General features: G+C 64.4%; 11 protein-coding genes. 4 read left to right on the top strand and 7 right to left on the bottom strand.

Features of this window, described 5'->3' with window-relative positions:
- The first annotated feature begins 32 nt into the window (after positions 1 to 32).
- The 3 genes from NKJ08_RS16675 to NKJ08_RS16665 all read left to right on the top strand — a co-directional run bounded on the left by NKJ08_RS16675 (position 33) and on the right by NKJ08_RS16665 (position 4,403).
- The gene (locus NKJ08_RS16675; RefSeq protein ID WP_352782348.1) at positions 33 to 2,066 is read left to right on the top strand and encodes an aldo/keto reductase; all 2,034 of its coding nucleotides are present in this window, start codon (positions 33 to 35) and stop codon (positions 2,064 to 2,066) included.
- Between the two features lie 145 nt (positions 2,067 to 2,211).
- Positions 2,212 to 3,999 (top strand): NAD(P)/FAD-dependent oxidoreductase, encoded by a 1,788-nt coding sequence (locus tag NKJ08_RS16670; protein WP_352528075.1) that lies wholly within the window; start codon positions 2,212 to 2,214, stop codon positions 3,997 to 3,999.
- 17 nt (positions 4,000 to 4,016) lie between these two features.
- Entirely contained in the window at positions 4,017 to 4,403 is a 387-nt protein-coding gene (locus tag NKJ08_RS16665; protein ID WP_352528077.1) for an ester cyclase, read from the top strand.
- Positions 4,404 to 4,496: 93 nt separating this feature from the next.
- Here NKJ08_RS16665 and NKJ08_RS16660 read toward each other — a convergent pair whose 3' ends face one another.
- The 3 genes from NKJ08_RS16660 to NKJ08_RS16650 all read right to left on the bottom strand — a co-directional run bounded on the left by NKJ08_RS16660 (position 4,497) and on the right by NKJ08_RS16650 (position 6,903).
- The gene (locus NKJ08_RS16660) at positions 4,497 to 5,732 is read right to left on the bottom strand and encodes an amidohydrolase/deacetylase family metallohydrolase (RefSeq protein WP_352528079.1); all 1,236 of its coding nucleotides are present in this window, start codon (positions 5,730 to 5,732) and stop codon (positions 4,497 to 4,499) included.
- Positions 5,733 to 5,753: 21 nt separating this feature from the next.
- Positions 5,754 to 6,119 (bottom strand): RidA family protein, encoded by a 366-nt coding sequence (locus NKJ08_RS16655; protein WP_352528081.1) that lies wholly within the window; start codon positions 6,117 to 6,119, stop codon positions 5,754 to 5,756.
- A gap of 355 nt (positions 6,120 to 6,474) precedes the next feature.
- Positions 6,475 to 6,903 (bottom strand): Lrp/AsnC family transcriptional regulator, encoded by a 429-nt coding sequence (locus NKJ08_RS16650; RefSeq protein ID WP_352528083.1) that lies wholly within the window; start codon positions 6,901 to 6,903, stop codon positions 6,475 to 6,477.
- A 123-nt stretch (positions 6,904 to 7,026) separates the two neighbouring features.
- Between NKJ08_RS16650 and NKJ08_RS16645 the strand changes: the two genes are divergently transcribed.
- A complete protein-coding gene (locus NKJ08_RS16645; RefSeq protein ID WP_352782346.1) occupies positions 7,027 to 8,130 on the top strand; it encodes a saccharopine dehydrogenase family protein in 1,104 nt (367 codons plus the stop codon).
- A gap of 245 nt (positions 8,131 to 8,375) precedes the next feature.
- Here the strand turns inward: NKJ08_RS16645 and lpdA are convergent, their stop codons facing one another.
- The 4 genes from lpdA to NKJ08_RS16625 form a co-directional block, all read right to left on the bottom strand.
- Positions 8,376 to 9,770: a dihydrolipoyl dehydrogenase gene (lpdA, locus tag NKJ08_RS16640; protein WP_352528087.1), complete on the bottom strand. Its 1,395-nt coding sequence runs from the start codon at positions 9,768 to 9,770 to the stop codon at positions 8,376 to 8,378.
- Positions 9,771 to 9,947: 177 nt separating this feature from the next.
- The gene (locus NKJ08_RS16635) at positions 9,948 to 11,276 is read right to left on the bottom strand and encodes a dihydrolipoamide acetyltransferase family protein (RefSeq protein ID WP_352528089.1); all 1,329 of its coding nucleotides are present in this window, start codon (positions 11,274 to 11,276) and stop codon (positions 9,948 to 9,950) included.
- 11 nt (positions 11,277 to 11,287) lie between these two features.
- Positions 11,288 to 12,301 (bottom strand): alpha-ketoacid dehydrogenase subunit beta, encoded by a 1,014-nt coding sequence (locus tag NKJ08_RS16630; RefSeq protein WP_352528091.1) that lies wholly within the window; start codon positions 12,299 to 12,301, stop codon positions 11,288 to 11,290.
- A gap of 2 nt (positions 12,302 to 12,303) precedes the next feature.
- On the bottom strand, positions 12,304 to 13,536 hold the full coding sequence (locus NKJ08_RS16625) for a 3-methyl-2-oxobutanoate dehydrogenase (2-methylpropanoyl-transferring) subunit alpha (protein ID WP_352528093.1): 1,233 nt from the start codon (positions 13,534 to 13,536) through the stop codon (positions 12,304 to 12,306).
- Between the last annotated feature and the right edge of the window lie 353 nt (positions 13,537 to 13,889).

Here is a 13,889-nt window from a genome sequence, read left to right as displayed (position 1 = left end):
GATTGATCGCGGCCACCCCACGGAGATTTGACATGACTTCCAAACCAGAAAAAGTTCGCTGGGGCATTCTTGGACCCGGCAACATCGCCAAGGCCTTTGCCGGCGGCATCGCTCATTCGCGCACCGGCACATTGGTCGCCATTGGCGCGCGCAATCCTGGCAAGGCCGGGCTCGCCGAAGATTTCCCCGGCGCCCGCATCCTCAACGGCTACGAGGCTTTGCTTGGCGATCCGGATGTCGACGCGATCTATATTTCGACGCCGCATCCGAGCCATGCCGAATGGGCGATCAAAGCGGCCGAGGCCGGAAAGCATGTGCTTTGCGAAAAGCCGCTTGGCCTGACAGCCTTCGAGGCAGATGCGATGATCCATACCGCGCGCAAGGCCGGCACCTTTCTCGGCGAAGCCTTCATGTACCGCCTGCATCCGCAGACGGCCAAGCTGGTCGAGCTGGTCAAGGCCGGCGCGATCGGCGATGTACGCATGATAAAGTCGAGCTTCGGCTTCGCCATGCCGGGCTTCATGCCGGAGCACCGGCTCTACGCCAAGGACCTCGCCGGCGGTGGCATTCTCGATGTCGGCGGCTATCCCGTCTCGATGGCGCGGCTGATTGCCGGCGCCGCAGCGGGAAAGCCCTTCGCCGAGCCGGACAAAGTAGTCGGTGCTGCGCATCTCGGCCAGTCCGGCGTCGACGAATGGGCCTCGGCGCTGCTGCATTTTCCCGGCGGCATCGTCGCCGAAGTCTCCTGCAGCATCTCGCTCGCGCAGGATAATGTCTTGCGCATTCTTGGCAGCAAGGGCCGCATCGAGGTCGCGGATTTCTGGTTTGCCGGCGGCAAGCAAGGCGGCACCGGCGAAATCCGCATCATCCGTTCGGATTGTAACGAGGTGGTCGAGGTCAGCGAAGACGGCTGGCTTTATGCATTCGAGGTCGACGCCGCCGGCGAGGCCATTCTCGGGGGGAAGCAGGAGTTCGCCTGGCCGGGCATGGGCTGGGCCGACAGTCTCGGCAATCTGCGCGTGCTCGACAAATGGCGGACCAGCATCGGGCTCGAATACGACATCGAAAAACCGGCAAAACGCGTCAACACGATCTCCGGACGGAAGCTACGCTCCGGCGGAACCGCCATCCCCAAGCGCAGCATTCCAGGTCTGCCGCGACCGGCTTCGTGTCTGGCGCTCGGCTTCGAGGATTTCCGCAGCTTTTCCTCGGGCGCCATCCTGCTCGACGCCTATTTCGAGGCGGGCGGCAATCTGTTCGACACCGCCTTCGTCTACGGCGCCGGCTATACCGAGACGCTACTCGGCCAATGGCTGAAGAACCGCGGCGTGCGCGAGCAATCGGTGGTCATCGGCAAGGGCGCGCACTCGCCGCTCTGCTATCCCGATGTCATCGGCAAGCAGCTCACCCAGTCGCTCGACCGGCTGCAGACCGATCATGTCGACGTTTATTTCATGCACCGCGACGATCCGGACGTGCCGGTCGACGAATTCGTCGATGCGATGGATCGCGAGGTCAAGGCCGGCCGCATTCGCGGTCCGTTCGGCGGCTCGAACTGGACAAGGGAACGCATGGACGAGGCTATTGCCTATGCCGAGCGCACCGGCAAGCAGAAGCCCGGCGCGCTTTCCAACAATTTCTCATTGGCCGAGATGCTGGAGCCGATCTGGGCAGGCTGCGTCACCTCCTCCAGCGATGAATGGAAGGCCTGGCTGACCGCCCGGCAGATGCCGAATTTCGCCTGGTCGAGCCAGGGCCGGGGCTTTTTCACCGACCGCGCCGGCCGCGACCGGCGCGATAATGAGGAGCTGGTCCGGGTCTGGTACTCGGAGAAGAATTTCGGCCGCCGCGACCGCGCCATCGAGCTCGCCAAACGGCTGGGCAACAGCCCGATCCACGTCGCGCTCGCCTACGTCCTGGCGCAGCCCTTTCCATCTATCCCGCTGATCGGACCGCGCACGCTGGACGAACTGGAAGACAGTCTCCAGGCGCTCGACATTTCGCTTTCGCCGGACGATCTTGCATGGCTGGATAGCGGTTCGGATCAGGCCGGCGCGCGGGCCTGACGGCAGGGGCAGTCGCGTCAGTCTTGCGCTGTGCCCTTAAGTTTCAGACCGTTCGCGCTGCCCTCACCTATCCTCTCCCCGTTCTTCGCGAGAGAGGATAAGGATAAAGGGCAGCGCCGACGTCGCTGGAAATAGGGAAAGACAGATGCTCGACATCGCACCATCGAAGCAAGCTGCCACCTGGCTCGGTTCCTTTGCCCGGGCGCTCGAGGCGGGCGACGTCGAGGCCGCAACCAACCTGTTCGTCGAGGACTGCTACTGGCGCGATCTGCTGACCTTCACCTGGAACATCAAAACCATGGCAGGCCGCGCCGGGATCCGCGACATGCTGGCGGCGACACTGGCGACGACAAAGCCTGCTCAGTGGCAGCTCAGCGGCGAAGCCACTTCGGACGAAGGCACGATCGAAGCGTGGTTCACCTTCGAGACGTCATCGGCGTGGGGCCAAGGCGTCATGCGCCTGCAGGACGGCAAATGCCGGACGCTGTTTACGGCGATGAGCGATCTCAAGGGCTTCGAGGAGCGCAAGGGCCCGGCGCGGCCTCTGGGTGTCCGCCACAAGGCAGACCCGGAACGCGAAACCTGGCTGGAGGCGAGGCGCCGCGAGGCGCGGGAACTCGGCGCCAGCCAGCAGCCCTACTGCCTGGTCATCGGCGGCGGCCAGGGCGGCATCATGCTGGGGGCGCGGCTCAGGCAGTTCGGCGTGCCGGCCATCGTTATCGAGAAGAACGCCCAAGCCGGCGATTCCTGGCGCAACCGTTATCGCTCGCTCGTGCTGCACGACCCGGTCTGGTACGACCATCTGCCCTACATCCCGTTTCCGGAAAACTGGCCGGTGTTCACGCCAAAGGACAAGATGGGTGACTGGCTAGAGATGTATACGCGCGTCATGGAGCTCAATTACTGGACCTCCACGACATGCGTCAGCGCGTCCTATGACGACGCCGAAAAAATCTGGGCGGTCGAGGTCGATCGCGCCGGCGAGCGCATCATGCTAAAGCCCAGGCACATCGTCTTTGCGACCGGCGCCTATGGCCCGCCCAGGCGGATCGACCTGCCGGGCGCCGAGGCTTTCCAGGGCGAAATCCTGCATTCCAGCCAATATTCCAGCGGCGAGAAATTTCGCGGCAAGAAGGTCGCCGTCATCGGCGCCGCAAGTTCCGGCCATGACGTCAGCGTCGATCTCTGGGAGAGCGGCGCTGAGGTGACCATGGTCCAGCGGTCACCGACGACGGTGGTCAAGTCAGACACGCTGATGGAGGTCGGCTTCGAGATCTTTTCGGAAAAGGCGCTGGCCCGCGGCATCACCACCGAAAAAGCCGACATGATCGTCGCCTCGACGCCCTTCGCGTTGCTGCCGCAAGGCCAGCGGGCGCTTTACGACATCATCAAGGCGCGCGACGCGGCCTTCTACGACCGTTTGCGCGGCGCCGGTTTCGCCATCGATTTCGGCGACGACGAGACCGGGCTCCTGATGAAGGCCTACCGCACCGGCTCGGGCTTCTACATCGACGTCGGCGCCTGCGATCTGATCATCGACGGCGAGATCGGTATCCGCAGCGGCGTCGGGATCAAGTCGCTGATGCCGACAGGCATCCTCTTCGACGACGGCACGGAACTGGCGGCCGACGCGATCATCGCCTGCACCGGCTATCAGTCGATGAACGAAACAGTGGCGGCGATCGTCTCGCGCGAAGTCGCCGACAAGGTCGGCCCATGCTGGGGGCTGGGCTCCGGCGTCACGGGCGATCCCGGGCCGTGGCAAGGCGAATTGCGCAACATGTGGAAGCCGACCGCGCAGCAAGCGCTGTGGTTCCACGGCGGCAATCTGGCGCTGTCGCGCTTCTATTCGAAATTCGTGGCGCTGCAGATCAAGGCCCGCATGGAAGGCATTCCGACGCCGGTTTATGGAGCGCCGGGACAGGCCTTGTAGAAGACGGGCGACTTGCGATGACCAAAAGCGACCTCTCCGACATCTACCGAGATTACATTGCCTGCCTGAACAGGCAGGACTGGCCGACGCTGGGACAGTTCGTCGATGAAGAAGCGATTCATAACGGCCGGCCGGTCGGGTTGTCAGGCTATCTCGAGATGCTGCAGAGAGATTTTGACCAAATCCCGGATCTTTATTTTAAGATCCGGATGGTGATTTCCGATCCACCTTACATCGCAAGCCGGCTAAGCTTCGACTGCACTCCAAAGGGAACGTTCCTTGGCTTACCTGTAAGCGGAAAGCGCGTTTCCTTTGCCGAGAATGTGATCTACGAATTTCGCGGCGGAAAGATCGTGGAAGTATGGTCTGTCATCGACAAGGCGGCCATTGAAGCTCAGCTTTAGCGCGAAGGATCATCGCGCCCCTCGCCCCACCGCAATTGCTCGCAAATGCCGCAGGTTGCGGTTGGAAGCCAGTCGGCAGCGCAGGCATAAACCTCAGCCGTGGTTATGTCCGAAATGCCGGCTCACCATATCGACATGGGTGTCGTGCGCATGCGCTTCCAAGCGCTCGGTTTCGCCGAGATCGTCCACCGCCTCGTTCGGCCACCAGGTGCCGCCGACCACGATGCCGTCCGAGACCAGCCTGTGCTCGGCGACCAGCGATGCGCCGACGGAATCGACAAAGGTGAAGCGACCGGAACGCAGCCGCAGCACCGCTATGTCGCCAACCGCCCCGACCGCAAGCCTGCCGAGATCGAGCCTTGCGATCGCCTCGGCCGGCCGCTGTGTTGCGGCGCGCAGCACCTCGACCAGCGGCATGCCGAGCGCCAGCAGTTTCGACATGCAGACCAGAATGTCGAAGGCCGGCCCGTCGACGCAGTAGAGATGCACGTCGCTGCTGATCACATCCGGCGCCAGCCCCTCGCTCAGCATCGCTTTGGCGACCTCGAAATCGAACGAACCCATGCCGTGGCCGATGTCGAAGATGACGCCGCGCTCGCGCGCCAGCCGCATGTCCGGCCGCACCGCACCCGAGGCAAAGACCGGTGCGTTGGGAAACGGCCGGAAGCAGTGGGTGAGGATATCGCCCTTGCGCAGCCGCGGCAGCACTTCCGAGCGGCCGGGCGGCGGCTCGTCTATATGCGCCATCAGCGGCAGGCCGGCTTTGTCGGCAGCTTCGAGCGCGAGATCGACCGGGGCGATGCCGCTGCTGCCGCCGGCATGGCGACCGGAGCGGACCTTGACGCCGACTACCACGTCTCGATGCTCGCGCGCCGCCGCCACCGTTTCGCGCGGTTCGCAGAGCCTGACGTCGCTGCATTCGCCGACCGCTACGGTCTGCGAAAAGCCGAAAATGCCGGCAAAGGAAATGTTGACATAGGCCAGGATGCGGACTTTCGAGCGCTCGATGACGTGGCGGCGAAAGCCGAGAAAGTTGCCGGCGCCGGCACTTCCGGCATCGATGAAGGTGGTGGTGCCGCTTTTCGCCGCGAGCCGGTCGGCATCGACGCCGAGCGACGTGCCGCCCCAATAGACATGGCTGTGCAGGTCGATCAGGCCGGGCGCGACGATTGAGCCCGTGGCATCGATGACGCGGGCTGCACGTTCGAAGGGGATTTCGGCGTCGATGGCGGCGATACGGCCGTTGGTAATCGCCAGATCGCGTTGCGCGTCGAGGCTGGACGCCGGATCGATGAGGCGGCCGCCTTTTATCAGGAGATCGAATTGCATTGCGCCTGTCTCCGTTCCTCGTCAGGCCGGCCTGTAGGCAACGGCCTCGACCTCGATCTTGATGTCGATCATAAGCCGCGACTCCACCGTCGTGCGCGCCGGCGGGTCTTTCGGGAAATGCCTGGCATAGACGGTGTTGAAGATGCCGAAGTCGCGCGCGTCCTCGAGCCAGACCGTCGTCTTGACCACGTCGTCGAGCGTGCAGCCGGCCAGCGCCAGCGCTGCCTTGACGTTCGACAGCACCTGCTCGGTCTGTTCGGCGATGCCGCCCTTGACCACCAGCCCGTCGCTGCCGACCGGCACCTGGCCGGAGACATAGACGAAATCGCCGGCCCTGACCGCCGGCGACAACGGCACATGGGACGTTCCAAAACACTGCTTGGGCAAGGAGGCCTCCTGTCTAGAAATCTTTGTACGACTGCGCGATCTGTCTGTGTGGCACGAGAGGACGCCGCCTCTCTGCGAGGCTCATCCAACATCTTGGAAGCCTATATCGCTTTGCCGCGGGAGCGCCAGAACGATCACTGCGCTCGGTGATCCTTCGCGCCCCCCTCTGCCCTGCCGGACATCTCCCCCCACGAGGGGGAGATCGGCAGCTTCGGCGCTCCGCTCATCCCTACGACGGTGAAGATTGGCGAAAGCCGCAGTGACGGCCAATCTCCCCCCTTGTGGGGGAGACGCCCGGCAGGGCAGAGGGGGGCGCTGTCCCGCCAGCGTCTCTGAACCCGCGACATCAGGCCGGTCAGCGATCGATCCGCGTCGACAGGATGATCGAGGACGACGTCCGCTCGACCCCGTCCATGGCGCCGATCTGGTCGAGAAGCGTATCCAGATCCCTGATCGAGGGCGCCTCGACGATGACGATCATGTCGAAATTGCCGCTGACCGAGTGCAGCGTTCGAACCTGTCCCAGCGCCTGCAGGCTGCGCACCACTTTGTCGGCGAGCTTGGGGGTGACGGTGAGCAGGACATGCGCCCTGACCAGCCCCTGTTCGTAATCGGGCGAAAGCCTGACGCCGTAGCCTGTTATGATGCCGCGCTGTTCCAGCCGCTCGATCCGGCTCTGCACCGTTGTCCGCGACACGCCCAGCCGCCGCGCCAGCTCGGCGGTCGAGGCACGTGCATTGGTGCGCAGCAGGGAAAGCAGGGCCTGGTCGGCATCACTAAGCATTTCGACGAACCTTGCCGGCACATTGTGCAAAGAGAGACTGCGTTTCGCACAATCCCACGCTTCCTTTCGACAGGCAAGCTGCGATTCTAGCCATCAATTCAACGTTGGTGCGAGGGACCGGTCATGAAGAAAATCATTGTCGTCGGCGCCGGCAAGATCGGCTCAACCATTGCCGAGATGCTGGCTTCCACGGGCGACTATCACGTCACCCTCGTCGACCGCTCGGCGGCGCAGCTCGGCACAGCCGAACTCCCGGCCGGCGTAGAGACGCTGGAACTCGACATCGAAGCCGCCGGCACCCTCGAAGCCGCCTTGGCCGGCAAGTTCGCGGTGCTCAGCGCCGCGCCCTTCCATCTGACGACGCGCATCGCCGAGGCGGCGGCCAGCGCCGGCGTGCACTATCTCGATTTGACCGAGGACGTCGTCAGCACCAGGCGCGTCAAGGAGCTGGCGCGCTCCGGCAACAGCGCCTTCATTCCGCAATGCGGCTTGGCGCCGGGCTTCATCTCGATCGTTGCCAACGATCTCGCCAGCCGCTTCGACACGCTGGAAAGCGTGCGCATGCGGGTCGGCGCGCTGCCGCAGTACCCGTCGAACGCGCTGAACTACAATCTGACCTGGAGCACCGACGGCGTCATCAACGAATATTGCGAGCCTTGCGAGGCGATCGTCGAAGGCGAGCTGGTGGAAGTACCGCCACTGGAGGAGCGTGAAGAATTCTCGCTCGACGGCGTCACTTACGAGGCGTTCAACACCTCGGGTGGGCTGGGCACGCTGGCGGAAACGCTGAAGGGCCGAGTGCGCACGCTGAACTATCGCACCATCCGCTATCCCGGCCACGCCGCGATCATGAAGGCGCTGCTCAACGACCTTGGCCTGCGCCACCGCCGCGACGTGCTGAAGGACATCTTTGAAAGCGCCTTGCCAGCGACGCTGCAGGACGTCGTCATCGTCTTCGTCACCGTCAGCGGCCGCAAGAACGGCCGCCTGCTGCAGGAGACCTACGCCAACAAGATCTACGCCAAGCGCGTCGGCGAAACGGTGCGCAGCGCCATCCAGATCACCACAGCATCCGCCATTTGCGCCGTGCTCGACATGCTGGCCAACGGCAGCTTGCCGACCAGGGGCTTCATCAAGCAGGAGGACATCGCGCTCGATGCCTTTCTCGCCAATCGTTTTGGCAAGGCCTATGCGCAGCATGAGATGGTTAGTCGGCTTGCGGGGTGACTGTCTGGAATAGGTTAGGTTGGCGATCCTTCGCGCCCCCCTCTGTCCTGCCGGGCATCTCCCCCACGAGGGGGGAGATTGGCAGCTTCGGCGCTTCGCTCACTCTTACGACATTGGAAAATTGGCGAAAGCCCCGGTGATGGCCGATCTCCCCGGTCCAAACACCCCCGTGTGGGGGAGATGTCCGGCAGGACAGAGGGGGGCGCTGTCCCGCCGGCATCAGACATTTCTGCCACCGTCGCAAACTAAACATGCAGTGCGTGCCCAAGCGCCTTCAGCGCCGCTTCCTGAAAACCCTCGCCCTGTGTCGGATGGGCATGGACGGTGCCGGCGATGTCCTCCAGCGTTGCGCCCATTTCCAGCGCCAACCCAAACGCCGTCGACAGTTCCGACACGCCCTGGCCGACAGCCTGGATGCCGAGCACCAGATGGTTGTCCGCACGGGCAACAACCCGGACGAATCCATCCTCACCCATCTTCGTCATCGCGCGGCCATTGGCGGCGAAGGGAAACAGCCCGACCTTGATCTCGCCGAGTCCCCTAGCCTCCTCCGGCGACAGGCCGGCGGTAATGAGCTCCGGATCGGTGAAGCAGACAGCCGGAATCGCTCGCTTGTCCCAGCTGCGCTTGTGGCCGGCGACGATCTCGGCGACCATTTCGCCCTGCGCCATCGCGCGGTGCGCCAGCATCGGCTCGCCGGTGACGTCGCCAATGGCAAAGATACCGCGCATCGAGGTGCGACACTGGTCGTCGATGCGGATGAATGTCCCCGACCGGTCGAGGTCGATCTGCTCGAGGCCCCAGTCTTCGATCACTGGCTTGCGCCCGACGGTGACCAGAATCCTGTCGGCAGCGATCTTGGCATTCTTGCCGTCCTTCGTCTCGACCAGCAGCGCATCGCCCTTGGTCGACAACCCCTTGGCCTTGGCGCCCACGAGCACCTCGATGCCGAGCTCGGCCAGCCGCTTGAGGACCGGCCGGGTCAGCTCGGCATCATATTGCGCCAACACGCGCGGCAAGGCCTCGACCACGGTCACCTTGGCCCCCAGCTTGGCAAAGGCGATACCGAGCTCCAGCCCGATATAGCCGCCGCCGACCACCGCCAGCTTCTCCGGCACTTCGCTCAGCGCCAGCGCCTCGGTCGACGAGATTATCGGGCCACCGAACGGCAGCGACGGCAGTTCGACCGGCGCCGAGCCGGTCGCGATCACCACCGTTTCGGCGCGGACCACCTGCACGCCGATCTCGGTTTCGACCGCGACGGTCTTGCCATCGCGGAATTTCGCCCAGCCATGCACGGTCTTCACGCCCGCTTTCTTCAGCAGGCCGGCGACGCCATTGTTCAGCCGGCTAACGATACCGTCTTTCCAGGCGATGGTCACGGCGAGATCAAGCGAAGGGGCTGCGACCGCAATGCCGAGTGGACTTTTGCCGCCGGCCATATGCGAGAGCTTCTCGAACTCCTCGGCCGCATGGATCAGCGCCTTGGACGGGATGCAGCCGACATTGAGACAAGTGCCGCCCGGTCTGCCGAACTCGACGATAACCGTGTCGATGCCGAGCTGGCCGGCGCGGATGGCGCAGACATAGCCGCCCGGACCGGCGCCGATGACCAGCAGCTTGCAGGAGATTTCTTTCATGTCACGCTCTTTTTGGCGAAGAAAGGCCCCCTCATCCGGCCGCTTCGCGGCCACCTTCTCCCCGCTGGGGAGAAGAGGCAGGCGCCGGCGCTGGCGACCTCCTCTCCCCTCGGGGAGAGGGTGGCCGTAGCAAAGCGGAGGCCGGGTGAGGGGGGCTTTGCGAACGTTCTCATTACTTCAATCCACAAAAATCAGCGCCGGCGTTTCCAGCAGCGTCTTGATCCGCTGGATAAACACCGCGGCATCCCAGCCGTCGACCACGCGATGGTCGAAGCTGGAGGACAGGTTCATCATCTTGCGCGGGATGAATTGCGTGCCGTCCCATACCGGCCGGACCATCATCTTGTTGACGCCGATGATCGCCACTTCCGGGTGGTTGATCACCGGTGTCGTCGCGACGCCGCCCATGGCGCCGAGCGAGGTGATGGTAATGGTCGATCCAGAGAGCTCGTCGCGCGTCGCCGTGCCGGATTTTGCCGCCTCGGCAAGTCTGACAACCTCGGCTGCGCAGTCCCAGATGTCGCGCGCTTCGGCGTGCTTGACCACCGGCACCACCAGCCCCGCAGGCGTCTGTGCGGCGATGCCGATATGCACGCCGCCATGCTGGTGGATGATGCCGGCCTCGTCGTCGAACAGCGCGTTGAGGTTGGGCTGGTCGGCAATCGCCTTGACCATCGCCCGCATCAGGAACGGCAGCAGCGTCAGCTTCGGCCTGTCTGCGCCCGGCCGCTTCTCCTTGTTGAGCGCGGCGCGCAGATCCTCGAGTGCGGTGACGTCGATCTCCTCGACATAGGTGATGTGCGGGATGCGCGATTTGGCCAGCGTCATCTTCTCGGCGATCTTTCGCCTGAGGCCGACTATCTTGACGTCCTCGATTGTCTCGTTGCGGGCAAGGCCGGAAACCTTCGCGAGCTGCGGTCCGCGCGCCAGGAAAGCCTCGATATCCTCATGCTGGATGCGGCCGGCCGGGCCGCTCCCCACAACCTGCCGAAGGTCGATGCCGGCCTCTTTCGCCCTGAGGCGGACGGCGGGCGAGGCCAGCGGCTTTTCGCCTTCCGGACGCGGCGCACGGGCGACCGAGGGCTGCGACGCGCTTTTCGGTACGACCGGAGACGGCGCTGGTTTCGCTTGTGTCTCGGCCATCTTTGGCGACGGCTTCAGGACCGGTGTCGCGGCTTCGGGTTTGGAGGCTGCTGCCTTTGTCGGCGCCTCGGCCTTTGCAGCCTTTTCCGCCTTGGCATCCTCCGGCGCCACATTGCCGTCGCCGGCCACTTTCAACCTGACGATTGGCGAGCCGATCGCCACCGTGTCGCCGATCTCGGCGCCAAGCCAGAGGATCTCGCCATCGACGGGCGAAGGAATTTCGACCGTCGCCTTGTCGGTCATGACCGCGGCAAGCACGGCGTCCTCGCGCACGAGATCGCCGACCTTGACCTGCCATTCGACCAACTCGGCCTCGGCGACGCCTTCGCCGACATCGGGCAGCTTGATGACATATTCGCCCATCGTCTTCCCCCTCAGGCTTCCATCGTTTCGACGAGCGCGCGGCCTAGCCGGGCGGGACCGGGAAAATAGTCCCACTCCTGCGCATGCGGATAAGGCGTGTCCCAGCCGGTGACCCGCGCCACCGGCGCTTCCAGGTGATAGAAGCAGTTCTCCTGAACCAGCGCCGAAAGTTCGGCGCCAAACCCCGATGTTAGCGTCGCCTCGTGCACGATCACGCAGCGCCCGGTCTTGTTTACCGAGGCGACGATCGTCTCGAGGTCGAGCGGCAGCAGCGTTCTCAAATCAATGATCTCGGCATCGATGCCGGTTTCTTCGGCCGCCGCCTGGGCGACATAGACCATCGTGCCGTAGGCAAGCACGGTGACCGCAGCGCCCGGCCGCCGGATCACCGCCTTGCCGAGCGGCACCGTGTAGTGGCCGTCGGCGACTTCGCCGAGCTCATGCTTTGACCACGGCGTCACCGGCCGCTCGTGGTGACCGTCGAAGGGGCCGTTGTAGAGCCGCTTCGGCTCCAGGAAGATCACCGGATCGGGATCCTCGATCGCGGCGATCAACAGGCCCTTGGCGTCATGCGGGTTCGACGGCACCACGACCTTCAAGCCGGAGACGTGGGTGAACAGCGCTTCCGGGCTCTGGCTGTGGGTCTGGCCACCAAAAATGCCGCCGCCGGTCGGCATCCTGACCACGATCGGGCAGGTGAAATCGCCGTTCGACCGGTAGCGCAGCCGCGCCGCCTCCGAGACGATCTGGTCATAGGCCGGGTAAACATAGTCGGCAAACTGCACCTCGACGCAAGGCTTCAGGCCGTAGGCGGCCATGCCGATGGCCGAGCCGACAATGCCGGCCTCGCTGATCGGCGCATCGAAGCAGCGGCTCTTGCCATACTTCGCCTGCAGGCCCTGCGTGCAGCGGAAAACGCCGCCGAAGAAGCCGACATCCTCACCGAATACGATGACGCGCTCGTCGCGCGCCATCGACACGTCCATGGCGTCGCGGATCGCCTCGATCATAGTCCGCCTTGGCATGGTCAGACCCCTGCCTGCTGGCGCTGGCGCCTGAGATGCGGCGGCATCTCGGCATAGACGCCCTCGAACATGTCGCGCGCCGAGGGCTTGCCGCCGGCATGCAGCGTGCCGTGGCGCTCGGCCTCCCGCTGCGCTGCGATCACCGTTTCGAGGATCTCCGCTTCAGCCTGGATGTGGCGTTCGTCCGACCAGACGCCGCGCTGGATGAGATGGTTCTTCAGCCTGACGATCGGGTCGCCGAGCGGCCAGGCGTCGGATTCGGCCTTCGGCCGGTAGGCGGACGGGTCGTCGGAGCTCGAATGGGCGCCGACGCGGTAGGTGACGTATTCGACCAGCGTCGGCCCGAGATTGCTGCGCGCACGTGTCGTGGCCCATTTGGCGACCGCATGGACGGCGAGATAGTCGTTGCCGTCGACGCGCAGCGACGGGATACCGAAGCCGAGGCCGCGGGCGGCGAAAGTGCCGGAGCCGCCGCGGGCGATGCCCTGGAAGGTCGAAATCGCCCACTGGTTGTTGACAACATTGAGCACGACCGGCGCCTTGTAGGTCGAGGCGAAGACCAGCGCCGAATGGAAGTCGGACTCGGCCGTCGAGCCATCACCGATCCAGGCGGCGGCGATCTTCGAATCATTGCTGATCGCCGAAGCCATCGCCCAGCCGACCGCCTGGATGTACTGCGTCGCCAGATTGCCGGAGATCGAGAAGAAGCCGTGCTCCTTCGACGAATACATGATCGGCAGTTGCCTGCCCTTCAGCGGATCGGCTTCGTTCGAATAGATCTGGTTCATCATCGTGACCATCGGATAGCCATCGGCTATGAGCAGGCCGGCCTGCCGATAGGTCGGAAAGTTCATGTCGCCCGCCGCCAGCGCCTTGCGAAAGGCGCAGCTCACCGCCTCTTCGCCGAGATGCTGCATATAAAAGGAAGTCTTGCCCTGGCGCTGCGCCATCTGCATGCGCGCATCGAAGCTGCGCAGCGTCATCATGTGGCGCAGGCCTTCCAGCAGTTCCTCATCGGAAAGCAGCCCGGCCCACGGCCCGACGGCCTCGCCGGCGCGGTTGAGCACGCGGATGATCGAGAAGGCCAGATCGCGGATGGTGCGCGGATCGACGTCGATCTCCGGGCGCGGCACCGAGCCGGCCTTGGGGATGGTCACATCCGAAAAATCCGGCGTCCCGCCCGGCCGCACCTCGGGTTCCGGAACATGGAAGCGCAACATTCCGGCATCGGCCATGGTCTCGGTCCTCCACTGTTGCCCGACAGGATAGTTGCACACCGCCGAAGCAGTGCCAATTCGTCGGGCAGGGCTTCGCTATCGCAGGCTGCTTCCCCCGGCAGACAAGATGCAGATATGGCGGCGAAATTTCTTGTCTATCTTCCGCCGCCATGCGCAATTTGGCGAATGGTCCCGCCTGGTCTGGCGCAAGAACACGTATTGCCTATGGCAGGATCGCTCGGTCGAGTTCCTTCGCGCCCCACTGTCCTGCCCGAGGTCGCGGCTTCATGCCAGCCTGGGTTCCTCGCCCCACGAAACTGGGGGGAGGTGGCTCGGCGAAGCCCACACCGAGAGGGGGACCGCGCCCCAAA

The organism is Mesorhizobium sp. M0244 (assembly GCF_040321795.1).
Classification (GTDB): Bacteria; Pseudomonadota; Alphaproteobacteria; order Rhizobiales; family Rhizobiaceae; genus Mesorhizobium.
The sequence above is the reverse complement of the archived record's forward strand: the minus strand, read 5'-3'. Positions and strand labels throughout refer to the sequence as shown.